The sequence below is a fragment of the Candidatus Litorirhabdus singularis genome, from assembly GCF_026262625.1.
GTDB classification, from domain to species: Bacteria; Pseudomonadota; Gammaproteobacteria; order Pseudomonadales; family Halieaceae; genus Litorirhabdus; species Litorirhabdus singularis.
This window is the reverse complement of record NZ_SHNN01000001.1, coordinates 1,762,777-1,786,142: the sequence shown is the minus strand read 5'-3', so window position 1 is coordinate 1,786,142 and position 23,366 is coordinate 1,762,777. Positions and strand designations below refer to the sequence as shown.

Below are 23,366 nucleotides of genomic sequence, written 5' to 3'. Positions count from 1 at the left end.
ACATGATCAATACATCGTCAAATGCCTCGACAGGCTCAAAGATTCTGAACGCAATCATGCTCACTACTGCCTTTGCGGTGCTGTGGGGATTACTTGCTTTTGGTGTGCTTCAATTCCTGGAACAGAAGGAATCGTTGATCAGAGTCGCGCAGAATATGGGGAAAGTAGTTGCTCAAACAACGCGAGGATCGGTAGCCTTTAACGACCAAAAATCAGCGGTGGAAATTCTCGAGACATTCAGCACAGTGCCTGATTTGGCGTTCATCAGCATAATTTCTTCCGACGGAGAGGTTTTTGCAAGCTATAAAAGCAAGCGCGAAGCTCATCAGCGGATAATTGAGTCAATCGAGAGCCAATCGCCGCATTCACTGACGAATCAACTTGAACGTACCGAATTATCTATTGATGGCGTGCTGGTGATGACACCCATTTACATTGGGGGCGACTATGCGGGCACTGTTCGGCTATTCACGACTCTGGAGTATGTCTACAAGTCCATGCTGACCCTTGCCCTGCAAGGTATAGCCATTCTGTTTATTGTGTTACTGGTCTCCTTGTATTTTGCGAGACAACTTCGACAAGTGATAGCCAGCCCGCTCGCAGAGCTAAGCGAGACGATGAGATGCATTTCCCGGGAGGGCAACTACTCTCTTCGCGCTCGCATTGACGATGAAAATGAGCTTGGTTTGGTTGCAGAATCCTTCAACGCGATGCTGGGACACATCGAAGAAAGAGACCAGAAGCTTGAAAAATCAGTAGCACAGCTCACCATAGCGCGTGAGGCAGCGGAACAATCGGCACGGGCTAAATCCGCCTTCCTTGCAAATATGAGTCACGAAATACGCACGCCAATGAATGGAGTGCTAGGTGCTGTGGATCTTCTCAAGCAAGAGCGTCTCTCTGAGTTGGCTAGCAAACTCGCGGGTACGATTGAAACGTCCGCCGATACGCTGCTCACCTTGATAGATGACGTACTCGATGTGTCAAAAATTGATGCTGGCAAATTTTCCATTGTGCCGAAGCCTAATAGTCTGCGGACGATGATTTTGGAATTAGAGGACTTCTTCACTCTGGAAGCTGGCAAGCAGCAGTTGGATCTTTCTATTCAAGTTGATTCCGACGTGCCCGATGAGCTGCTATTTGATGCGGGCAGGTTGCGACAGATTCTTGTAAACCTTCTCGGCAATGCAATTAAGTATACGCTCGCAGGCTCAGTTGATTTAACTGTTTCGAAATATTCACTTACTGAAGAAAATCAGTGCCTGTATTTCAGAATCACAGATAGCGGGGTAGGCATTCCTCAGGACATGCAGAGCCGAATTTTTGATGAGTTTGTTCAGGTCGACCCAGGGCGTACAAAGCGATTCTCCGGAACCGGGCTTGGTCTTGCAATCGTCCGCCACCTGGTATTACTAATGAACGGCGAGGTGGGTTTCACCAGCACTGAAGGTCATGGGTCCAGTTTCTGGTTCAAAATTCCAATGGTTACGGCAAATGGTTTACAACCACAGCCAGTCAAGGTGCACGCATTCGATGCAGGCACTGAGCCCGATATAGCGCGGATATCTCCACAGTTTCACGCGAACATCTTGCTTGCCGAAGATAGTGAGGCGAACCAGTTCATTATCTCCACTGTGCTATCCAATTATGGCCTAAAAGTCACAATCGCCTCAGACGGTTTGGAGGCCGTGGAAGCGGTTAAGTCCGGTAATATTTTTGACCTTATATTAATGGATATACAAATGCCCAATATGGACGGCGTCGAGGCTGCCGCAGAAATAAGCGCGATATTAAGCGGCGACCCTGGTGCAAGGAAGGTCCCAATAATAGCCTTAACGGCCTATGCGCTTGAAGAAGACAAGCAAAGTTTTCTTAGTGAAGGAATGGATGATTATCTAAGCAAACCGCTTCGAAGCAAGGACTTTCTAAAAATTCTCGAAAAATGGCTGCCTGATGCGGCCACTACTGACAGGGTAATGTTGAAATGATACAGAGAAAAATATTGGTGATCGCAGTTTCTGTTTACATTGCAGGGCCTGCTCATGGGCAAACGGTACCCGCAGATCTGCTGGACCTCAGTATTGAAGAGCTTTTTGCCGTGCATGTTGATGTATTTGCCACTAGTAGTGCGGGGAAATCATCTCGGTGGAGTTTTGCATACAATTTTCAAAAATCCACTTTTGATGACTACTACGATGGAGACTCGAAAGTGTCAAACCAGGACGTTCTCTGGAACCCTGGTCTAGAGCCGCGTAGCTCAAAAAATTACCCTGTTGTTCCAACACATATTGATCAGGAGGTGCATGCTGTTCGAGTCGGCTATAGTCTAACCGACGCCGTATCATTGAGTGTTGTTGCCCCTTACATTAAGCAGAGCACGGACCATATCAGTATTGTTCCTGGGTATGATGAGTTTGTGATCAAGTCTGATGGCCTTGGTGATATTACCATTATGGGCTCCTATCAGTTATCCAAGAGTGACGGGGGCAACTGGCGAGCAGGGTTTGGTCTTAGTATTCCTACCGGTTCTATAGACGAGAAGGGCGACACACCGCGAGCTCCTGGTGATCAGCAGTTACCGTATACGATGCAACTCGGCTCGGGAACCTACGATGTCCCGGGATTTATTTCTTTCGCGAAAAAGCAAGCCGGTTACGACTGGGGTTCTGATTTGAGAGGCAAGTTGCGCCTCGGAGAAAACGATAGAGATTATACTCTGGGTAACAATTTCTCACTGTCAGGATGGGCGCGGCTGACTACGCTGGAATGGTTTCAGCCATCTGCGCATTTGTCCTATTGGTATAGTGGGAAGATTAACGGAATGGACTCGGATTTGTCGGTCCCGGGACCATATCCATATCCTGCTCCAGTAGTAGACCCTGATCGTTTTGGTGGGCATCAGGTTGACCTGAAATTTGGCATCCGAATTCCCATCCAAAACAGAATTCAGCATGTCGAATTGCTTTACAGTGTGCCGTTGTATAGGGATCTCAACGGCCCTCAGTCGGGTGAAAAGCATACGATAGGGCTTTCATTCAGCGCAGCGTGGTGAAGCATCGAGCCAGGATAATCTGAGATAGTGACAGCAAACTAACGCCCAGGGGGCATCGACAAATTAACTTCTCAGAGGGTATAGCTGACTGTTGTGCAATACCGCGTCAGCTCTAACCTTAGAATTATGCGACGGTCATCACTGCAGCAAGACTTCCATAGTCTTAAAAATCTCCTGCGTCTCGTCTGCCAAGCGCCCCGGCCCGCCCGCAATATGCCCAAAGTCAGACTCCAGAATCTTGAGCTGGGCGCCTAACTTTGCGGCGTCCCGTGCTGCGTCTGCCGCGGTGAAATAGAGGTCGCTACTGGACGGCATAAGCACACCCGGGCAACGCAATTTTTGCAAGGTAACTTCGCCAGCGTGACCGATGCTGGTTGAATCCGTGTTTCTCCAGGTGTTCAACTGAACGAGGAGATTGTTCGCATCCTGATTGAGATGATCCTCTACCCAAAAACTTAGCAGTTCATCGATAGATTCAAATCCCAACTCACGATACAAGGCATCCCGAAAAAAGGCCTGACTGTAAGCCCAGCCGGCATAGACCTTGGCGAAGGCCGTCAAACCACGCTCGGGCGCAGCCGTGTAATGACCGTCGGCAAACTCAGCATCCGCCATTAATGCGCTCGCCACCCCGTCCAGAAAGACTCGATTGTGTGGGTAGCACTTTGCCGTAGCGCAGATTGCCAGCAGGCTACCCACGCGCTCGGGATATAGCTGCGCCCACTGCAAGGCCTGCATGCCGCCCATCGACCAACCCATCACCAGACACGGTATGGCATCAGCAAACCGGCACTTAATGAGCTCGCGCTGGGCCCGCACGTTGTCAACCAGGCTGAGCGTCGGGAAATCCGCGCCGGCCTGAGCAACGCCGGTGTTACTGGGAGAACTGGACTCACCGGCACCAAACATGCAGGGAATGATGACGCAATAATCCCCGCCATGCAGCGGGCTCGAAGGGTCATCAACCCAGGGGTAGTTATCGATACCGCAGCCGCCATAGTAGGTAGGCATAAGTATCAGGTTACTTTTTGGTGCATTCAGCGCACCAAATTGGTGGTAGTGGAGTTTGCCGTTGCTCAGGACTTCTCCACTTTGCAGCGGAAAGTTTCCCAGATCGAACTCATATTCTTGCCACTTTTCTATAGATATCAAATAGTTAACCCTCTCATGTGGACCACTGAAAATAAATATGCATGTTGGCATGTTTATTGGATAGTAATTAATAGACAGCAAGAACCATTCCCATTTAAGGAGAGCCCATGAAAATTGATCAGTTGCAAAAACAATGCCTGGAACAAGGCATTAAATACGGCCTTGCGAGCTATGTTGATATACACGGCGCCAGTAAAGGCAAATTTGTTCCGGTGGACCATTTTAAACAGATGTTCGCTGGCTCCGAGTTGTTTACCGGTGCCGCTCTGGATGGCGTTCCGCAGGATATCTCCGATAACGAAGTGGCGGCTATGCCGGACATGTCATCCATACAACAGTGCCAGTGGAACCCGGAGCTGGCGTGGTTTGCCAGTGACCTGTATCTGGACGGTAAACCTTTTGAGGCATGCTCACGCAATATTTTGAAACGCCAGCTGGATAAAGCGGCGGCCATGGGCTTTACCTTTAATCTGGGCATTGAAACCGAGTTCTTTATTTTGCGCGAAACCGCAGACGGTCAGCTCAAGCCATTCAGTGACCGAGATACGTTGGATAAGCCCTGCTACGACGTGCCCAGCATGATGGACAACATGGGCATTATTGACGAACTAGTGCAGGCGCTGAATGGCATGGGCTGGGGCGTTTACTCCTTTGACCATGAAGACGCTAACGGGCAATTTGAAATTGATTTCAATTATACCGATGCCCTGAACATGGCAGATCGTCTTATTTACTTCAGGCTGCTGGCTAATGAGATCGCGCGCAAGCATGGTGCTTTCGCCAGCTTTATGCCCAAACCTTTCGCCGACCGCACCGGCAGTGGTGCCCATTACAATATGTCGCTTGCCAACCTCGACAGTGGTGAGAACCTATTTGCGGTAACGCCGGCAGACGATCGCTACGCTTGCGGAGTCTCAGAGCTGGCCTACCAGTTTATCGGTGGCGTGTTGCGCCATGCCAAGGCTATCAGTGCCGTGGTAGCGCCAACGGTCAACAGTTATAAGCGCCTGGTTCGCCAGGGCAGTATGTCCGGCTCCACCTGGGCGCCGGTGTTCTGCTGCTATGGGAATAACAACCGCACGAATATGCTACGGATTCCCAGTTCAGGGGCGCGAGTAGAATGCCGGGCGCCGGATATTGCCTGCAATCCCTATTTGGGTGCAGCACTAATGCTGGCTGCTGGGCTGGAAGGTATTGAGCAAGGGATAGACCCCGGTATGCCGCACCGGGAAAACATGTATCAATACAGCGATAAAGAAATCTCCGACCAAGGCATCGAATGTCTGCCCAGGACCTTATCGGAGGCCACTGACGCGATAGCTGAAGACTCACTGGCCTATGACGTGCTGGGTCCAGCGATGCACAAAGCCTTTGTCGACTTCAAGCGCGCTGAATGGGACAGTTATCACAACACGGTATCGGACTGGGAAATGCAGCGTTATCTGCGGCTCTTCGGATAAATTTCAGACGACCGTCAAGCGCAATCTCCGTTTAAGGCGGAGGTTGCCTTTGCGCCGTGAATCACTAGACTGAACTTTTTACACAGGCTTTACTGCCCATGAGACGAACCAAGGAAGACGCCGCCAAGACGCGGCAAAGCCTCGTGGATGCCGCGCTCAAGTTATTTGGGCAACGCGGCTACAGCGGCACCACCCTGCGTCTGATAGCCGAGGAAGCCGGTTGTTCGCGGGGGCCCATCTACTGGCATTTTGCCAACAAGGAAGAGTTGTTCGAGGAGATTCTTGCCTACTCACAGGTGCCGCTTGAGCAGCTGGTAGACAGGTATCAGGGCAGCAGCGACCCAGAGACGGCTGCGGATGAATTCTCTCGCCGGTGGCTTCTATTACTAGTGGATGACAGCTATTTTCGGCAATCCTTTGAGATCTTTCTCAATAAAACTGAGTTCACCGAAGCAGTATCAAGCACCCTGGCGCGCGAGCGAGCGTTAACCGCCTCTCTGATCGCGACTTTCTCGGGTTGGGTGGCCAGTTATCGACAGCATGCAACAACAGTGCCTGCAACCTCCTGTGACACGGTTGCACTCTCGATGTACGCCTACCTGATGGGCATTACCTACAGCTGGTTGTTCGATTCGAGAATCACCGACCTCGACAACAATCTCGATTTCTTTGTCGGTGAATTTCTACGCTTAATGCTCACAGTCGATTGACTGTGATCGCATCATCTGCCTGATATCCCGTTCCAGTTCACGGTATTCGGGTACATCCAAAATAGCGTCGCGATCGGCGCTACTCTTTTCAAATCCCGGTCGGATTGTTTCCAGAATACGCCCCGGCCGCGTCCCCATGAAGAATACGACGTCGCCTAAGTAAAGCGCCTCTTCTATGTCGTGGGAGACCATCAATACCGTTGTGCATTCTTTTTTTACAATGTCGAGCAGGAGACTTTGCATCTGCCAGCGCGTTTCCGGATCCAGGGCTCCAAAGGGCTCATCCATTAGCAGCACGGCCGGATTGCTCGCCAGACTACGGGCAATGGCGACCCGCTGCTGCATACCTCCCGACAGCTGATGCGGATAAGCCTTCTCAAAACCATCCAAATTAACCGCTCGGATAAAGTGGTCGACGACGCCCTCTGCCAAACTCAACGATTCGCCTCGAGCTTTTAGTCCAAACGCAACGTTGTCCTCCACCGTTAGCCATGGGAAGGAACTATAATTTTGAAAAACCATTCCACGATCCACACCGGGGCCATGGATTGGTTTTCCGGCTACAGAGATATCACCCTGCTCCTGGGTTTCCAGCCCGGCTATGATTCGCAGCAGTGTTGATTTGCCGCAGCCAGAGGGGCCCAACAGGACCCCGACCGAGTTTTCCTGAAGCTCGAAGTTGATATCATCCAGCGCCTTCACAGCCTGCCCCGAGCGCAACATAAATGTCTTGCTGACGCCCGAGACCGCGAGTCCACCGCTTTGTGACTTACTCATTTTTTCTCACTTCTCTGTTACTTGTCTATCGCGGCTCTCTTACTTGGAAATGGCTGCAGCAAGTGGTGTGGTGTCCACGCCGGCCGCCATAGGCATAGCCTTGTCGACAAAGCCGAACTTGAGCCACCAGTCAGTGGTAACGTCCCAGTGCGCCTTCATGCCGTCAGCAGCAATGTTCAATGGTAATTTACCCGGCTTCAGACCCATGAAGATTGCCGCCTGTTCACGATCAAAGACAAAGATGCCGCCCTTAAGTATTTCACCGGTACTACCCAGTACCTGCTCAACATCTGCCACAGAAAACTTTAAGCCGTCGGCGATAATTTGGTTGGCCTCTGCGGTGTTGGTTTTCCAGAACTCAACCGCATTGAAGTAAGCACGCGTAAGCTTTGCCGCATCCTCCGGCCGCTGCTCCAGAAATGCCGTGCTCATATACATCGCATCGCCCAACATAGCGGTGGTAATGTATTTCTCTTCGGTAGAATCTGCTGCCACTGTCGCGCCTGGCATAGCTTCAAGGACTTGAGAGCCAAACGGTTCCCAGAATTCAGCGGCGGCGGCCGTGCCACCAACCATTGCCCCTACCGCGTCATCCATAATCAAGTTAGTGAAATTAACCTCGTCGATACCAACGCCATTATCGGTCAACCACTCAGCCATAAATATCTGGGTTAAGCCGCCTTCGAGTACCGCAACCGTTTTTCCCTTAAGCTGCTTTGCACTGGTAATGCCTGGGGCAAGTATAATTTTGTCTGTGCCATAGGAGGGGTTGGTATAGGTTACGAGTTTGATACCGACGTCTTTGTCAGCAGCAATGGGACCATATTCTGCGGTACTGGAGGTGGCGTGGAGCTCTCCAGCAGTCATCAAGCCAAAACTTTGGTAAGGGTCTTCAATAATACTGATATCCAGTTCCAGGCCCTCGGCCAGACCTTTTTCTTTGGCTATAAACCAGAACCCGTAGCCGGGCCAGGAAAACAGCGACAGCTTTACCGGCTCTGCACTATGCGCACTCCAGGGCAGCGCGAGTGCCAGAATGGCAACCATTGATCGAAGGTAATTCATGATGGATCTCCTTGGTTTTTGAATCCCACTATTGGGGTTCGAGGTAACGAAAAGTAAAACGGTGCAGTGCTTTGAACAGTGCATCAAACAACAGGCCCAGCAGGCCTATTACTAAAATTCCTGCCATGATGTCGTCGATGTGAACAAAGCGTTTGGCGCGCATCATCATGGCTCCAATGCCGTCAGTTGCTGCCACGATCTCGGCAATAATCAGGTAGGTCCAACTTACGGCGAGTAACTGCCGAAACACATCGACATAACCTGGCAGGCTGGCTCTCAGAATCACAGAGGCTAATATTTGCGGCTGCCGTAAGCCCAGCGTGCGGGCTGTTTCGGTATAGACCCGCGGCACTTGGCGGGTAACATCGGCGATCATAATAATCAGAAAGAACAGTACACCCAGTACCAGCAGCGCTATTTTCTGTTCGTCGCCCGTGCCCAACCACATCAGTAACAGAGGGATAAATGCCGGCGCGGGTAAGTAGCGAAACGCGCTGGCCAGAGGACCGATGAGTCGATCAACAGGGCGATAAGCTCCCATTAACAAACCAAAAGGCAGTGCTATAGACACCGCGATAAAGAAACTCAGTAGAATGCGTTTAACACTCGCCCATATATCCTGGGCGAAATCCTTCTCGGTGAGTAGTTCGTAGAGACTGATAAACACCTTATCTGGCCCCGGGAAGAGTCGTGCGGGAGCAATTTCTGCCTGCGCTGCAAACCACCAGCCGCCGATAAACAGAGTCCAGCCCAGACTGCCCAGCACGACCTTGGAGCCAACCAGTGCTCTAAGCCGCAAGACGTGGCTGGATGCTTGTGCGGTGGTATCCATCATCGGCCTCTAAAACGCAGTAAGAAAGCTAAGCCCATCGACGCCGACGGCTCTACCTTCCTGAAGTGACTGCTTGACCTCGTCGTCACCATAATCTTCCGCCTGTATGCGGGCTATACGGTGCCTATGAAATGACCGGGCCTGGGTCCAGAAATCCAGGGTCTGCGCGTCGACAGACGGATGCAGTGTTTTGTGCAGTGTCGGCAGCCGATACCAACCCAGAGTGGGTTTAACGTGGTGCGCATTGTGATAACAGAAATTCAGCACCAGCAAGTTAAGGCACGGGAATCTATTGGATAACAGATTGCTATAGGTATGGCTCTGCTCATACTCTGCGTCGCCTTTATGGGGAAACTGCACCCCCTCTTCATCAAGATTGAAGATGACCTCGTAATTGTGTTGGTAACAATCCATGAAACGTAAAGCGCTGAGTAACAGTAGTTGCGCCAGTACGTACAAACAGAAAGCGACCGGACTTATCAATAGTGCTGTGGTTAGTAAGCCACCGCGCACCAGGACAACCCTTAACACGCGGTAGCGCTGCTCACGTTTGGATTCTATACACCAGGGCGCAATCACCAACATGGTGTGCATCATGATTTCAATCGCGGGGATATAGGCCCACTCGGCGGCCTTTACCAAAGTCTCTATGGTGGGATGGCGTTTAAGAAAACTGCGGTAATCCCACACAACAGGGTCGTAGTTATCAACATGATGACGCATGTGTTTGTAACGGATGTCTTCGTAACGGCCATAGCTACTGCCCACGATCCAGTTAAGCACCTTGCCCAAATGGGCGTTGCCTTGAGTCGACAGAAACACGGCGTTATGGCCACAGTCATGCAACAGGTACGCGGCTATCAACATACTGTGCGCCAAAGCAATGACACCCAACGTATTGAACCCTACATTATCTTGAAAAATGCCAATCCAACCGCCGATGTAAGCGCTGGTGATATAAAGCAATACCATCACGGTGTAGCGTGCACCCGCGGGGTCACGCAACTTGAACGTGTTAAGCATGTCGAACCTCTTGTTGTTGTGCTGCTGCTTGCGACCAGGCTACAAAATGTTTCTGCTCGGTAGCTCCGATCCAGCAATTGAGGTCCCAGAGATCAGCAATCGGCGCATTGGTAAATGGCAGGTGGTGCAGGTATCCGTCGGGACCGAATTCAGGCGTCATGGTGGTCTCGGTATAACCCCGAGACATTTGTGCAGACCATATCTCCTCCCAACAACGCTGATGGCTCGCCAGCGCCTCGGCATACTCAGGGGCACCCGGATGCGGCACCTGTGGCCCCTGGTCATAGCCCACCCGACTATGCACGTGGTGCGCATGTTGCGCGGCCAATTCAATGACATCCCATTCACTGTCCATAAGCCGCTCGCTTACAACAACCCAGTGACTGAAGTCACAGGTGATTCTTATGTCAGGGAGCTGCTGCAACACAGCAGCGGTATTCCAGGGGCTGAAAAAGCTGCGACCGCGATGGGTTTCAAAGGAACACAGGACGCCGTGCTTATCTGCGATATCCATGGCCGCTTTAAAAAATTCGACACTGGTCGCTATGGGCCATGCATCACACCCGCCCATCACGTTGATAAATTTAGGCTGCAGTGTCTTGCCCATCAGGATTTGTGCTTCCAGGTCTGCCAGGTGCTCACTGACACTGGCCTGGCGCCTCGGAACATAAGAGCCCGCAGTGCAAACTTCCTGTATCCACTCGAGTCCATGATTATTCAGCGCGCTTTCAAGTGCGGCCAGATAATCCTTGTCGGCGTGCTTTGCTGGAGCCTCAAGCCCCGAAAAATTGGCAGCCTTAGCCAGCACGGCTGCTGCCTCTACGCTACCGGTGTGTCCCCACAGAGTTTTGAACGTTTGTAATATCATGCTTTGGCCTTGCTAGCGTTGTTACAATTGATAAGAGCAATAACTATGCCAAGATGTATGTATATATTTATCTTGTTGTTTTATATGGATTTATCGAGGTTTTACACGGATCCCGGGACGCTAGTGACTGACTGCCACAGGCGTTCATGCACCAACAGTTGCCGCAGTGCGTACTTTTTTGGTGCAGGTGTTTTTCGGCGCTGTTGCAATGCCCGATATGGCACAGCCTGAGCATTGGGCCCAGCAGTCAGACAGAGGGCCTTGCCCATGAACTTCGGGATATCAAGTCAGGCGATGCAAAGAAGAGCGTTTAGCGAGCAGTGAAACTATGCGCCTTTGGCACGTTTAATCTGCCGTGCCAAATACCGTTGAAATAACCAGATGGGCTGCTCCAGAGGGTTAAGCGGGCCGGGCCGATAAGCGGCCGAAGCCAAACCAGATTGCACGGCACCACACATTTCCATGTCCTCCAGATGAAACTTACGCATTAGTTCTATTTCATCGGCGAGGGTTTGGGGGTAATTTTCAGCGTTCGCTGAATCCGGGTGCACCAACATGGTGGTGCGTATTTGCATACGCTCCGCAGAGATCGGCTCCAGGCGATACCAATAAACCCGGTCTGCAGCGACAAACAGCAGCGTGCTGGGTGCGGCTAGATAGACCGTCCACTCAAGGAAATCGGATTCTACTAATGCTGGCATGGGCATAAAGCTTAATAATTGAGGCTCACCGCCTTTTACTTTTTGTTGTAACGGTTCTGAAAGCGGCAAATGACACACTTGAAAATGCTCACCCTCCTCGTCGGTCCAACACCCTTGTGCAGGCATTATCGGCTGAAACAGAGTGTGGTGAGCGCCGACATGGTGATAGGGCTCCATAAAGTTTTCTACCAGCACCTTCCAGTTAAAGGGGCAATCCCAGGCAATATCGCCCACCATAGTAAGGTCGGCTATTTGCCAACGACTTAGATATTTATCCAGTCCAGAGAATTGTTCATCAATGGCTTGGGCATCGCCACTGAAATTAATGAACACGAAGCCTTGCCACACGGCGCTGTTAAATTCGAACAGTTGCAGACTTTTACTCGCCACCTCTTGGTGTTCCTTCATCAACGGTGCACCTTTCAATTTTCCATCAATGCCGTAGACCCAGTGATGATAGGGACAGCGATACTGATGACAATTGCCCTCACTCTCATGACCATATTCAGGCGGCATAACATCCATGCCACGATGGGCACAAACACGGGACAGCACTTTTATAACGCCATCGCCACTGTTTACGACGCTTAGCCGTTCACCCAGTAATTCCAGATTGACATAATCGCCCGGGTTCTTGAGCTGTGACACATGGGCAATACTGAGCCACTGCCGCTTAAGAATGGTTTCTCGTTCCCAGACGAAGTGCGCCTGATCGGTGAATGCCTGTGCGGGCAGCGCTCGCGCTTCGGCTAACGGTTTCTCAGCGGCGCGGCAGATTTCTGCGTGTAACAGGTCAAGCTCGGCCGAAACCAGATTAAGGTCCCGGGACTCAATGATGGAATTCTGCATTGCTCGATTTTCCGAAAATCAGGTAGTGGATGATGCAGACACTGAAATAGTGCGCGCTAGTAACTGCACCTGCTTAAAGAACAGAGCAGCAATAACTATGCCAAAGTGTCTATATATCGTTCTATCCCGGCTTTGCATGGATTCACTTAAACCATGCAGTCTTCTGAATCACAGTCTGGCCGTGGCTGCGCACCGATAATGCGCATAGTGCGAGCTCTTGGTGCGAGCTCTTGGTGCGCATTTACACGACCGCTTGGCACATCATGTAGACAAAAATAACCATAAATGGTTTTCTGCCGCTTAATTCGCTATCTTCCACCTCTCCCTGTTCTCCATAATCAGCAGGCCGAAGACGGTCGGCCGCTGCCGTTCAAGCCCATCCTGGCCCACCATTTTCCCTATAAATTAGAGAGTGATAAATACTTGGAGCATCCGACTATAGGGACTGACTCATAGATCAGAGTCGGTGGGTGTATGAACTCAGGCACAGGGGTTGATTCTTCATTCGCTGCCTGGAACGACAGGGCTTACTGGAGCAGGATAGTGAGGCTTAAGAATATGATAGGTGCTCGACTCCAAAGCGAAATATTCACGGGTACCTGTGATATGCCAGGGAGTTTATCGTCTTCGTTACAGTGCCCAGTTCGCGTACAGGCCAAGCTCAATAACACTATTGCTCGAATACTCTCCGCTCCAGAAATCCGTACGGATTTTGGCGCTACCCAGATCGGTGTAATTTGCATAGCCGCCCAGCGAAAGATTGTCACGCATGGCGTATCGCGCGCCAATGTTATAGCGTATTTGTCGGTCGACTGGCAGATCAGCTGTCCGATCCAGGGTATCTACAGGGTTTGTATCATAGGCTGCACCGGCCGTTAAGCCCCACTTTTCATTGAGCACGTATTGAACTCCCGCAGCGTAGTGGTAGGTGTCGCTCCAATTTTTATCCAGGCTAGCACCCTGGGAGGGCAGCGCGACGAACACCTGATCCAGTGCGCTCCAGTCATCCCACCCCAGCGTAAAATCCAGTCCTATCTTATTACTGAAGGTATGGTGCAGGCCGACGCGAACAAATTGTGCCAGGGTCAGATGGGTGTTGGAATTCACATCGACGCCGCCAGCCGGGACTTTAAGGTTACCGCTGAAATCCAGTTCTATCTCGCTCTGGTAGTTAATCCCAAGACGCGTGCGCTGTGAAATTTCATAAACTGCACCGAGAGCAAACCCGAACCCAGTGTCGGTGCCATCCAGACTGCCTATACCGTTGTCGACTCCCGGCTGAACACTGGGAATGGCCAGTTCCAGATCAAGGGTACCGTAATAAAGCTGTGCCGCTGCGCCAACGGACAAGTTATCTGTCAATTGGTAGGCAATCGTCGGGGCCAGTGTCAACACGAGAACTTCAGAACCGGTGGCCTGGAACCGCCCGACCCAGTCGTCGTTATAATCGAGGCCGGCGCCGGAAAGACCTGCCATATATACTCCAGTGCTCCAATTATCGGAACCGGTATCGTGTACATAAGAGAAGCCGGCAGCGGGGGCATTCAGGCCAGCACTACCGCCGTCATCATAACCATTGATCGGGTTACTCTCTTCGATTTCGAAGGCAATATCGGTGACGAAGATACCAGCAGCCACGAACAACTGACTGCCTTCCGCTTGTTGTGAACTGGCTGGATTGTGAATAATTGTTGAGGCTTCATCGACGCCGGCGACCGCCCCGGCGCTGGCGCGACCGGCGGCAAAATCACCGAATTGATTAAGCCATAATCCACCTGCCTGTGCCTGGCTGGCTAGCGCTGTGGCGAGAAAAGCCATCAAAAATTCATATCGTTTCATGATTATTTCACGCCCACTTTTTTGTAAACAGTAGCACGTAGAATTAGCGAGTTATACCCGAGTCAGGTATTTATACAGCCGCAAAGCAGCGTCCGGGCTGATTGATTATCGACAAAAATCATGCAGACAAAAGCATGCAGCAGTAAGAAAAACTGAAAGGTCTTTCACCATAGTGCTGATTGCGGTCATTTGACTTACGGGTTGTAAGGCACTTCCACAGTTTCAGCAAACTCAACGATTTCATCAATGCTGTTCGGCATATACATAATGCCAATATCTACTGTCGTTTTTGAAATCCCAATGACACCTTGAACGATCAACATCACGCACTGTTGTGATATGGACGTAATCATCAGCCCGCGGGTGTCACGGGCACCGCGCAACTCGACTGCGGTGATTGGGGGCTAAACCGCATGATGGCGCGTGAGGTCGGTCGCTGAGGTGCCTCTGCCAGGGTCATCGCTTGTATTGACGACCAGGACGTCATCGATAAGATCCTGGCGCATCTTCGCCAGTAGTAACAGGCTGTCCCTACCCTCCCGTTAGTCGTACCTCCGCCCAGGAAGCCACTGAGCAATTCGTTGGTATGGAGTTGTTCGCGCCAGGTTTCTCAGGTGAGCGGAAAAGATCTACAAGACTAACAAAGCGAGTATTCACCGCAGGCAATGCCCGAGCCGTATTCCACCATTTCAGGATCCGAGACTATTTTCTGGACGAACAATTAACGCCGACACCCCACTAATACTTCTTCTACTTGATACACCAGCCTATTTTGCAAGCCGTGCATGGGTGCATCCGTCTCGCCGCCTGGCCAAACCTGCGGGAGATATATGCGGTGACACCTGACTTTTAGCACTACTTGACCGACGGACGACTAGCGCAACCGCAGCACTTTTGTGTAGGCTGTTGGCTTAGCGTGCTACAGGATCACCTCACCCGGGCGCCACTGCATTTTTACCGACCAGCATAGGATATTCATGCAGTTTTTTCCGTTATTAAAATTTGTCACTCCTGGACGTAAGGCGCTGTTACTCTGCGCCGCCCTGCTGCTGGCCGGTAGCCTGTTGTCACTAGCCAATCCACTCATCGCTGGCCAGTTGGCCCGCACTATATTGGCCACGGCGGGAGACCCGGTGTATCCGCTAGCCTTGATTATCCCTGGTTGGGCCGGATTGCTGCTGCTGGGCGCCCTGTTACGTTTTGGCAACGGTTACTACATTGGCAGTGTTGGTGAGAGTATGGCCACACGCCTTCGCAGCCGGGTTTACGAACACATGCAAGCGCTGCCCTTGGCCTATCACCAGGCGCGCCGGCGCGGCGATGTGCTCACCCTGATGACCAACGATGCCGACTACATCAGCAGCTTTGTCACCGACTCGCTGTTACCGCTGCTACCGCTGGGATTAACCCTTGGCGGCGCATTTACGATGATGGTGTGGCTGGACCCCCTGATTGCACTAATGGTTATCATTTTTATGCCCTTGTATTTTTTGGCGCTTAAGATAATCGGTCGACAGATACGGCCGTTGTCGAGGGCCTGGATAGATCAGTACAGCACCCTGATAGCACGAGTAGAAGAAAATCTGGCTATGCTGCCGGCTTTGAAATCCTTTCGACGGGAAGCGCATGAAGCAGAGATGTTTGAGAACGATAATCAGGACTTGCTCAGCATCTGGCGTCGGCAGCTCTGGGTGCAGTCCATACTCTCGCCGGCAATAGACCTGCTGGCCGGGCTAGGTATGTTGGCCTTGTTGTGGCTGGGCAGTCGACACATCGAACAAGGTTTACTCGAGCCAGCAGCAATGGTCAGCCTGATCCTTTACGCGGGCATGCTCAGCGCCCCGCTGCGCAGCCTGGCAGATTTGTATGGCCAACTACAACGCACGCTGGGCTCTGCTGAGCGTCTGGTTGAATTTTTCGAGACAGCGCCGGAGCCCAGCGATGCGGGTCGCACCAGCTTGCCAGCCGTGCATGGAGAAATTCGCTTTACCCGGGTCGACTTCGCTTATTCGAGCCGCCGGCCTTTACTGAGCAAGCTGGATCTATGCATTGCTGCCGGCGAGACGGTGGCGATAACCGGCCGCAACGGCGAAGGCAAATCAACTATCGCCCATTTGTTAATGCGCTTTGCCGACCCCGACGGCGGCAACATCACGGTAGATGGGCATGATATTGCCAGTACGACGCTCGCCAGCCTTAGACAACAGATCGGCCTGGTAGCCCAACACGTGCTGCTATTGAACGCCAGTGTGGCAGACAATATTGCCTATGCCAGGCCAGGCGCAAGCCGCAAAGACATTGAGGCGGCCGCCAGCGCCGCTCACGCCCGTGCATTTATTGAAGCATTGCCCGACCAGTACGACAGTGTCATTGGCGATGAGGGTATCAAGTTATCCGGCGGGCAGCGTCAACGCCTGTCACTGGCTCGCACGCTGTTAAAAGATCCGCCGATTCTGATTCTGGATGAGGCTACGGCTATGTTCGATCCAGACGGAGAAGCTGATTTCATCGCAGAGTGTCACGATTTGTTACAGCAACGTACTGTTATTTTGATCACTCACAGACCGGCAAGTCTGGCTCTGGCTGACAGGGTGCTGGTGCTAGAAGATGGCAAACTGCGGGAATCGAGGAGATAAGGACGCCTCTACTGTGTCAGTGCGTCGCATAAATCCGGCAACAGTGAGTAGTCCCTGGAGTAAGCCAGACTGTGCATCACCGGCAGCGCACGCACCACGGCGGCGGCCTCGCGAAACTGTTGCGAAGAGGTCTCACGGCTATGTATATCCAGCAGGAAACTGTATTGAATCAGTGAAGTTATCAGCTCCGCACCAGCCATTTCATCGATACACAATACAGAGCTGTGGGCCGGGTCAGTCATGAAATAGAGCGTATCGAGAACCACCGCCTGCGCTGGTGCATTAAGTTGCAGACGGCGTTTCGCGGAATAATGTGAAACAGCTTTCCAGTCAGATTCACCCAGCCCCAACGTGGCAATAGAGTCCCCCAGAAGTCGCAGGCCGCAATAGCCGGCTTTAAGATGTACCTGCTGCTCGTGTACCTTGAGGCTTATAGAATCATCACTGAGTAACTGACAACCTCTTGCTTGTAGAGCAGCGGCGAGTGTCGACTTGCCCCACCCCGACTCACCAGCGAAAGCCACAACTCTCCCATCTTGCAGCCTGACTGCGCTGGCATGGATCACCAGATGGCCGCTGTGGGACCAGAGCCGGGGTATAACCTGATCGAGAAGTAAATGACGTAATGAGTTCTGGTCACAGTTGGGGTGCGGGTGGTAGAGGAGTTTGAGCGGGCCTGTTTCATCAACTGCTTCAGCACAGAAGACGAAATCCGCCAGTTCCGGAAAGCGTAACAGGTAGCGAAGCGCGCCGTCTTGAGAGGTGCTACGGGCACAAGCCAGAGTGGTATCACCTTTTTTCTCGCGCCAGCTATGAAACCAGTCGAACCCGCTGGTATCTGCTGCGCCCGGCGCGAACTCAACTTGTATGTCACACTTGCTCTGTTGGGTTTGCGGGATTCCAGGTAGAGCAAAGTCACACTCGATGGCACAGTCAAAGACACGGTACATTCAGGAATACTTCGATGCGAGTGCGCGGGCAAACTTCAGTGCCTCAGCCTTACTGGCAAATAGTGATGGGTACTGCTGAACCACCTGTTCGGTCAATTCTTCCATCGATAGCTCGCCGCTCATGTGCGTCAACAGCCATTTCGCCGCCGTTCCGTGCTCACTGAGCTCGGGCCGGTAATTCATCGAAGCCTTGTGCATGCGACTCTGCGATAACGGCTGCGAGAGGAAAGTACTGAGTCGCTGGCTTTGTTCGCCATAACCTGTTGTCCAGGTCCACTCGCCAAACTCCGGGCGCTTTAGAGCGAAGCGCAGGGATTCGCCAGTTTTGAGCGTTATGGGGTTCTCCAGCGGCAGGAATACCTGGCGCCAGTGGGTGGGCTGTGCGGCACTGCCTGTCGAAAGCCATTCATCCACCAGATGCATCTGAAACCATCCCAACCAGCCATGGCATACACCGTCATGGCAAACCTTCACTTCTATCTCACTGTCACAGGCGGCCTCTGTGGCAGTATTGAAGTCAATTTCCATTAGCGGCACCGGTAGCGCCAGTTGCTGCGTCGCGAAGATATCCGCAGAATCGAAATAAAGCGCGTTGGCAGCAAACGAACGTACCTGGTCATAGTCGACAATCGGTAGTTCATGCTCTGCAAAGAAGCGGGCAGACTCGCTCCAGCTTTGTATATGTTTGCGGTAATACTCTGGCGCGCTGACTGGAACCACCTCCATACGCGCACGGTCTGGAATCAGTCTGCCACCCGGCGCGAGATACTTGTCGCGAGCATAGAATAATGAGGGTAGGAGATCTTCTGTCAGCAGGAAATTACCGGTAAAGACCGAGACGATCACATCCAACTGTTCGTCCAGCTCTAAATCCTCAACCCGGGAGGCCAGGCAGTGGACGTTTTCCAGGCCGTTGTCAGCCGCAATTTTGCGAGCAATTTCTATAACCGGCTCAGGCTCAACCAGCAATACCCGGGCGGCACCCAGGCGCGCAGCATTGAAACCATGCACACCCAGCCCCGCGCCAAGGTCCATCAGCGTGGTGCTGGGTGAAACCACTTTCTCCAGCGCGCGACAATAGGCCTTGTTGCGGTAGCTATCGAACACCATCGAGCGGTGGCCGAAAATATTGGTGTAGGGCAAAGTGGCTTATCTCTGGTGGTTTGACCTGATGATAGTGTTTGCATCGGTAGCAAGTCCAGAGCTTGCGTGGTCTGGAGTGCACACCTCTAAAAACCATTCCTCTGTAGCCACTGAATGAGGGTGACCAGCGAGCCTATTTCATCGGTGTAGTCGTTACTGCCACTCTCATATTCCTGCAAATAGTGCTGGAAGTATTGCATATTGAAGAACGGTTCCAGTCGGCCGCCTTCCCGGTTCAGAAACTTGACGTTCTGCTGGCGATGCATAGCTACCCACTGGGTGGTGAAATCCCAACCTACATGTTCCTTGCCACGCCGCCATGCTACCGCTTTGGGTACGACCGTTTCCGCTAAACGCCGCAGCGAATACTTGGACCAACCGTTACGAACTTTTTGCTCCCAGGGCAATGACAGGCAAAATTCTACCACCTCCCGATCGAGCAGGGGTTTTCGGTGCTCTACTCCGCAACACGCTGCGACGCGCTCGTAGCGTTCTATTGCGACAGTAAGGTAGGCGGGCATCAACCTGCGATAGTGACCCTCTCGAATAGTGTCAGGAAAGCCCGCAGTGAACTGGCTGGCCATCTCCGCGGCTCTTGCCGGTAAATCAATTTCGCGGGCAAATTGTTCGTTTAAATCAGAATTGCGCAGCAGCCGATTAAACTGCGTCGGACGTGAGCATGCAGAGCGGAATTTCCTCAGCACATTGGGTATCAGTGCAGTGCGCAGTGATTGGCCAAAGACTGAGGCGACGCTGCGCTGGGTGTAGAAATTCCTGCTCAGTCCAAATGATTCTATGGCGGCGCTAGACAGTTGTCCCTGACGCAGCAGGTGACTTGGGTATGTGGGTGCAACTGAGGCAATCTGATCACCATCTACGCCATCCAGTACCGAAACGCACCCCTTCGTTCTGGCCTGCAGGTAAACCACAGTAGCCAGCATAAGCAGGCCGTCATTAGGATCCTCCAGACGGCTCAACGCTGTGCTGATCTGGCCTCTCATCGCCTCCATATTAGCGGGAGACAGCGTAAGGTTATCTAGCCCGCCAGCCTGAAGAACCTGCTGAATATGCTGGTATTCTCGACACGCCTGTAAATCGTCAGAGACGGCAGAGACTGTGAGCAAACGCTTTTCCCTGCTAATGTTTCGGGCAACCCCTACGATAGTAGAGCTATCCACGCCACCGCTGAGCATTGCCCCGACGCTATCACCACCCTGCAAACGTCTACTGACGGCTTTTTCAAATACTTCCGCAAACGCCTGCTCGTAATCTGCATCGGAACCCAATTTTAACTCAGTGGTTGGGTCCGGCGACCAATAACAGCGCAGCGAAATAGCCGCGTTTTTGAGGGTAAGAGTATGAGCAGGTGGCAAGCGATGAATATCGGTAAAAAAAGTCTCAGTCTTGTTAATACCCTCCAGCCAGCCTTCGAGATAGTCGGCAACCCGACCCGGATTCAAAGCGGTGCGGACACCGCCAGCTCTGGCGATAGCAGTGGCTGCCGAGGCGAAGGTGAATTGCGCAGGGCTATAGTGATAAACAAAAGGTTTGATACCCATTGGGTCGCGGGCGCAGAATAACACCTGATTTCCCTGGTCCCAGATCGCAAAGGCGAAATCCCCCAAAAGGTGGTCCACACAGCGTTCGCCCCACTGGCGGTAGGCATGCACAATCAACTGGCTGTCGGGAACCTTTTTTAAGTCCTGGTGGCGGTAGTGGGCAGGTAGTTCTTTGAGGGACTCCCACAACTCACTACGGTTGTCGAGGCGCACGTCGCAAGTGATCACCAGCCCGCTGCCAGGCTCCGCCCACGGCAGTTTTTCGTAATAAGCCTGGGGGGTACTGTGCAGCATCACATGTCCCAGTGCTGCATTGCCGGCTAACGCTATATCAGCACCATCGGGGCCACGATAGTCTATGTTGTCCAATAGGGGGGCGAGATCGGCGGGCTGTGCGTGGCGTTCTGTGGAGAAAACTATGCCGGCTAAGCCGCTCATACTATTTCTGCTCTTACATTGTGCTAAAAACCAGACTTAAGCCATTGGGGCAAAATCGGGGCCTGACATCGCCATGTCGTCTTCTTCGTTGGGGCCTGTACCGCCGGTGGTGAGTTCCCGAACGCGCCCGAACTCTGTCAACGTGGGCCGACTGTAGGCTTTTTTCGCGCCGCTGTTGCTCACGGCATCACTGTTGCCTTCCTGATTTTTCATCGCTTTTTCACTATTTTTGGCGCCGAACCCACAGGGTAAGGCAGAGCGCCTGCCAAGTAAACGTTTCCTGATCTGGCGCCGGGGTTCCTGAGAGAGTTCCCCGCGCAGCTTTGATGACTTTATCAATATCCAGGTAGTCAGCCATGTCGTCCATATCGCCCAGTAAAACCGACTCTATCAGAGGGCGGTATTGGGCGAGTCTGGCCTGGGTGAAGCTCCATCCCAGGTGCTCACCGTCGGCCTGCCACAGAGAAGCCTCGGGTAGCTTGCCCTGCATCGCCCTGCGCAGGGTGATTTTCGGCCACCCTTGATAGTCTCTTTGAGCGGCAGGTAGCGTCAGACAGAACTCCACAAAACGTTTGTCGCAGTAGGGGTGACGGGGTTCAACGCCGTGTCTTGCTGCTATCCTTTCGTAGCGCTCCAATGCAACAGTCAGCCACGGTTGTGAGATTTCGGCAGCGTTGGCGCAACGCAATGATTTCAGCATTTTTACTGGCTGGTTGAGCCGCATAGTCTCCAGCCGCTCTGGCAAAGCTGTGTCGCTGGCAAATTGTCGATTGAGAATGGTGCCTTCGATGAGTTGCTCGACACTCGGGTGCGTCTTGAGCTTGCGCCACAGTGATCGCAAAGCCGGCGTGATTAGCAGACTGCGAAAATCATCAAGTAGTAAACTGGTACGACTGCTGTCGCCACCTGACAATCTGGCAATAGCACCGTGCTCACGCCACACTGCTGCCCAGTTGCCACTGCGGAGCATGTAGGCCGTGTCCTGTTCAACCGTATCCATAATCACATCATCAACACCATCCAGTAATACACGCACGCCGGCTCGCTTGGCAGCGGCGCATACTGTTGGGTATAGGCTCATACGATTATCAAAGGGGTCGCAGGTATGGTGCAGCAGTGGCGACAGCTCATGCTCGAACTCAGCCATTTGGTCCTGAAACACTGTGTTGGCCTCTACCCCACCCTGGGCGATCACATCCAGCAGTCGCCGGGTCTCACTGCAATTAGCGGCGTCCCGCGAGGCGCCTGAAAATGTCTGTAATTTACCGCCGTATTCCGTTGGCATAAGCTGCCTGGCTATAGCGACAATGGCGCCTGAGTCGATTCCGCCGCTGAGTGCCACACCCGCGTCGCCGGCGCTGCGTAAGCGCGGACGGATTGCCTGGTTGAGCTGCTCGAGGAAGGCTTCGTTGTACTCAGTCTCTGTTGCCAGATACAGCTCACCCCGATCCTCCAATTGCCAATATTGCCGCCGCGACAGCCGGCCCGAATAATTCACTTCCAGGGTATGCGCTGGCGGGTGACGCGCGATATGCCGGTAAAAAGTGCTGGTTTTGTCGATACCCTCCAATGAGCCTAACAGGTAGTCAGTTATGCGTGGCTCGTTTAGGGTCTTAGGCACCCAGTCCAGTGCGAGAATGCCCTCCACGGCACTGGAAAATACCACTGCGCTGTCGCTGTGGTAATAGTAAAACGGCTTTACCCCCATGTGGTCGCGGGCGCAGAACAGAGTTTTTTTCTGCTCATCCCAAATAGCGAAGCTGAAATCTCCCAGTAAGTGTTCCAGACATTGCTCGCCCCATTTGCGATAGGCCAACAGAATCAGTTGGCTGTCCGCAGTAGCACTAGCCAAGCTTCCACTGATATTGAGTTTAGCCAATAATTCTGGGCGGTTGTCTATGCGAGCATCGGCAGTAATGACCAGTGAACTGAATGGGTCTTGCCAGGGCAGCGTTTCACCCAAAGATTCCGCGGTGGTGTGCAGCATCAAATGGCCAAGGCCCACCCTGCCATCACACCATAACCCCTCGCCGTTGGGACCCCGGTAGTCCATGGCAGCAGCCATCAATTGCATATCAGCAGGATTTACCTGGCCGCCATCGAACCGAACTATGCCAAACATGGCGCTCATACTAAAGCCCTGATCTATAGAGCGCTGCTGCAAAAATTATCAGGAAATCGGACGCTGCTGGCATGCTATTCTTAGCTTCACGAGACACTTTGTCATTTCTCTACACTTGAGCAGGCGCCAACGGGCGCGAACGGGTATTAGCATAGGCAATTATAACAAACTGCGGGATCGAAGCTCTTAC

19 protein-coding genes are annotated in these 23,366 nt (G+C 52.5%); 5 read left to right on the top strand and 14 right to left on the bottom strand.

Translation table 11 applies throughout. The features are described from left to right. The first annotated feature begins 2 nt into the window (after positions 1-2). A complete protein-coding gene (locus tag EYC98_RS07890; protein WP_279244775.1) occupies positions 3-1,988 on the top strand; it encodes an ATP-binding protein in 1,986 nt (661 codons plus the stop codon). Further along, positions 1,985-3,052 carry a transporter family protein gene (locus tag EYC98_RS07885; RefSeq protein WP_279244774.1) on the top strand — a complete coding sequence of 356 codons (1,068 nt, stop codon included), beginning with the start codon at positions 1,985-1,987 and terminating at the stop codon, positions 3,050-3,052. Before EYC98_RS07890 ends, EYC98_RS07885 begins: the two co-directional genes overlap by 4 nt. Positions 3,053-3,190: 138 nt before the next feature. Here the strand turns inward: EYC98_RS07885 and EYC98_RS07880 are convergent, their stop codons facing one another. After that, entirely contained in the window at positions 3,191-4,204 is a 1,014-nt protein-coding gene (locus EYC98_RS07880; protein WP_279244773.1) for an alpha/beta fold hydrolase, read from the bottom strand. Positions 4,205-4,311: 107 nt separating this feature from the next. Here EYC98_RS07880 and glnT point away from each other — a divergent pair, with 107 nt between their 5' ends. Then, a complete protein-coding gene (gene glnT / locus EYC98_RS07875) occupies positions 4,312-5,664 on the top strand; it encodes a type III glutamate--ammonia ligase (protein WP_279244772.1) in 1,353 nt (450 codons plus the stop codon). 98 nt (positions 5,665-5,762) lie between these two features. Beyond that, positions 5,763-6,374 (top strand): TetR family transcriptional regulator, encoded by a 612-nt coding sequence (locus EYC98_RS07870; RefSeq protein ID WP_279244771.1) that lies wholly within the window; start codon positions 5,763-5,765, stop codon positions 6,372-6,374. Here EYC98_RS07870 and EYC98_RS07865 read toward each other — a convergent pair. From EYC98_RS07865 to EYC98_RS07830, 8 genes are all read right to left on the bottom strand, one after another. After that, a complete protein-coding gene (locus tag EYC98_RS07865; RefSeq protein WP_279244770.1) occupies positions 6,354-7,151 on the bottom strand; it encodes an ABC transporter ATP-binding protein in 798 nt (265 codons plus the stop codon). The two genes, EYC98_RS07870 and EYC98_RS07865, sit on opposite strands and share 21 nt — an antisense overlap. 39 nt (positions 7,152-7,190) lie before the next feature. Continuing rightward, positions 7,191-8,216: an ABC transporter substrate-binding protein gene (locus tag EYC98_RS07860; RefSeq protein WP_279244769.1), complete on the bottom strand. Its 1,026-nt coding sequence runs from the start codon at positions 8,214-8,216 to the stop codon at positions 7,191-7,193. 28 nt (positions 8,217-8,244) lie between these two features. Continuing rightward, positions 8,245-9,051: an ABC transporter permease gene (locus EYC98_RS07855; protein WP_279244768.1), complete on the bottom strand. Its 807-nt coding sequence runs from the start codon at positions 9,049-9,051 to the stop codon at positions 8,245-8,247. 6 nt (positions 9,052-9,057) lie between these two features. After that, on the bottom strand, positions 9,058-10,071 hold the full coding sequence (locus EYC98_RS07850; RefSeq protein WP_279244767.1) for a fatty acid desaturase: 1,014 nt from the start codon (positions 10,069-10,071) through the stop codon (positions 9,058-9,060). Beyond that, positions 10,064-10,939 (bottom strand): sugar phosphate isomerase/epimerase family protein, encoded by an 876-nt coding sequence (locus tag EYC98_RS07845; protein ID WP_279244766.1) that lies wholly within the window; start codon positions 10,937-10,939, stop codon positions 10,064-10,066. Before EYC98_RS07845 ends, EYC98_RS07850 begins: the two co-directional genes overlap by 8 nt. A 326-nt stretch (positions 10,940-11,265) precedes the next feature. Continuing rightward, entirely contained in the window at positions 11,266-12,489 is a 1,224-nt protein-coding gene (locus EYC98_RS07840) for an aromatic ring-hydroxylating oxygenase subunit alpha (RefSeq protein ID WP_279244765.1), read from the bottom strand. A gap of 630 nt (positions 12,490-13,119) precedes the next feature. Further along, on the bottom strand, positions 13,120-14,328 hold the full coding sequence (locus EYC98_RS07835; protein ID WP_279244764.1) for an OmpP1/FadL family transporter: 1,209 nt from the start codon (positions 14,326-14,328) through the stop codon (positions 13,120-13,122). Positions 14,329-14,522: 194 nt separating this feature from the next. After that, the gene (locus EYC98_RS07830) at positions 14,523-14,651 is read right to left on the bottom strand and encodes a hypothetical protein (RefSeq protein ID WP_279244763.1); all 129 of its coding nucleotides are present in this window, start codon (positions 14,649-14,651) and stop codon (positions 14,523-14,525) included. 654 nt (positions 14,652-15,305) lie between these two features. Here EYC98_RS07830 and EYC98_RS07825 point away from each other — a divergent pair. Further along, entirely contained in the window at positions 15,306-16,964 is a 1,659-nt protein-coding gene (locus tag EYC98_RS07825) for an ABC transporter ATP-binding protein (RefSeq protein WP_279244762.1), read from the top strand. 8 nt (positions 16,965-16,972) lie between these two features. On the opposite strand, the gene EYC98_RS07820 is transcribed toward EYC98_RS07825, so the two are convergent. From EYC98_RS07820 to EYC98_RS07800, 5 genes are all read right to left on the bottom strand, one after another. Beyond that, positions 16,973-17,914, bottom strand: coding sequence for a hypothetical protein (locus EYC98_RS07820; RefSeq protein WP_279244761.1), 942 nt, complete (start codon positions 17,912-17,914; stop codon positions 16,973-16,975). Beyond that, complete coding sequence (locus EYC98_RS07815) at positions 17,915-19,057, bottom strand: methyltransferase domain-containing protein (RefSeq protein WP_279244760.1); 1,143 nt, start codon at positions 19,055-19,057, stop codon at positions 17,915-17,917. Between the two features lie 86 nt (positions 19,058-19,143). Then, positions 19,144-21,054 (bottom strand): asparagine synthase-related protein, encoded by a 1,911-nt coding sequence (locus EYC98_RS07810; protein ID WP_279244759.1) that lies wholly within the window; start codon positions 21,052-21,054, stop codon positions 19,144-19,146. 36 nt (positions 21,055-21,090) lie between these two features. Next, a complete protein-coding gene (locus EYC98_RS07805) occupies positions 21,091-21,267 on the bottom strand; it encodes a lasso RiPP family leader peptide-containing protein (RefSeq protein ID WP_279244758.1) in 177 nt (58 codons plus the stop codon). Positions 21,268-21,277: 10 nt separating this feature from the next. Beyond that, positions 21,278-23,185, bottom strand: coding sequence for an asparagine synthase-related protein (locus tag EYC98_RS07800; RefSeq protein ID WP_279244757.1), 1,908 nt, complete (start codon positions 23,183-23,185; stop codon positions 21,278-21,280). Positions 23,186-23,366 lie beyond the last annotated feature (181 nt).

Coding starts and splice junctions, on each gene's coding strand:
- EYC98_RS07840 (WP_279244765.1), bottom strand. CDS start 12,489: ATGCAGAATTCCATCATTGAGTCCCGGGACCTTAATCTGGTTTCGGCC.
- EYC98_RS07800 (WP_279244757.1), bottom strand. CDS start 23,185: ATGAGCGCCATGTTTGGCATAGTTCGGTTCGATGGCGGCCAGGTAAAT.
- EYC98_RS07805 (WP_279244758.1), bottom strand. CDS start 21,267: ATGAAAAATCAGGAAGGCAACAGTGATGCCGTGAGCAACAGCGGCGCG.
- EYC98_RS07885 (WP_279244774.1), top strand. CDS start 1,985: ATGATACAGAGAAAAATATTGGTGATCGCAGTTTCTGTTTACATTGCA.
- EYC98_RS07890 (WP_279244775.1), top strand. CDS start 3: ATGATCAATACATCGTCAAATGCCTCGACAGGCTCAAAGATTCTGAAC.
- EYC98_RS07850 (WP_279244767.1), bottom strand. CDS start 10,071: ATGCTTAACACGTTCAAGTTGCGTGACCCCGCGGGTGCACGCTACACC.
- EYC98_RS07870 (WP_279244771.1), top strand. CDS start 5,763: ATGAGACGAACCAAGGAAGACGCCGCCAAGACGCGGCAAAGCCTCGTG.
- EYC98_RS07810 (WP_279244759.1), bottom strand. CDS start 21,054: ATGAGCGGCTTAGCCGGCATAGTTTTCTCCACAGAACGCCACGCACAG.
- EYC98_RS07830 (WP_279244763.1), bottom strand. CDS start 14,651: ATGTTGATCGTTCAAGGTGTCATTGGGATTTCAAAAACGACAGTAGAT.
- EYC98_RS07835 (WP_279244764.1), bottom strand. CDS start 14,328: ATGAAACGATATGAATTTTTGATGGCTTTTCTCGCCACAGCGCTAGCC.
- EYC98_RS07865 (WP_279244770.1), bottom strand. CDS start 7,151: ATGAGTAAGTCACAAAGCGGTGGACTCGCGGTCTCGGGCGTCAGCAAG.
- glnT (WP_279244772.1), top strand. CDS start 4,312: ATGAAAATTGATCAGTTGCAAAAACAATGCCTGGAACAAGGCATTAAA.
- EYC98_RS07825 (WP_279244762.1), top strand. CDS start 15,306: ATGCAGTTTTTTCCGTTATTAAAATTTGTCACTCCTGGACGTAAGGCG.
- EYC98_RS07845 (WP_279244766.1), bottom strand. CDS start 10,939: ATGATATTACAAACGTTCAAAACTCTGTGGGGACACACCGGTAGCGTA.
- EYC98_RS07820 (WP_279244761.1), bottom strand. CDS start 17,914: ATGTACCGTGTCTTTGACTGTGCCATCGAGTGTGACTTTGCTCTACCT.
- EYC98_RS07860 (WP_279244769.1), bottom strand. CDS start 8,216: ATGAATTACCTTCGATCAATGGTTGCCATTCTGGCACTCGCGCTGCCC.
- EYC98_RS07855 (WP_279244768.1), bottom strand. CDS start 9,051: ATGATGGATACCACCGCACAAGCATCCAGCCACGTCTTGCGGCTTAGA.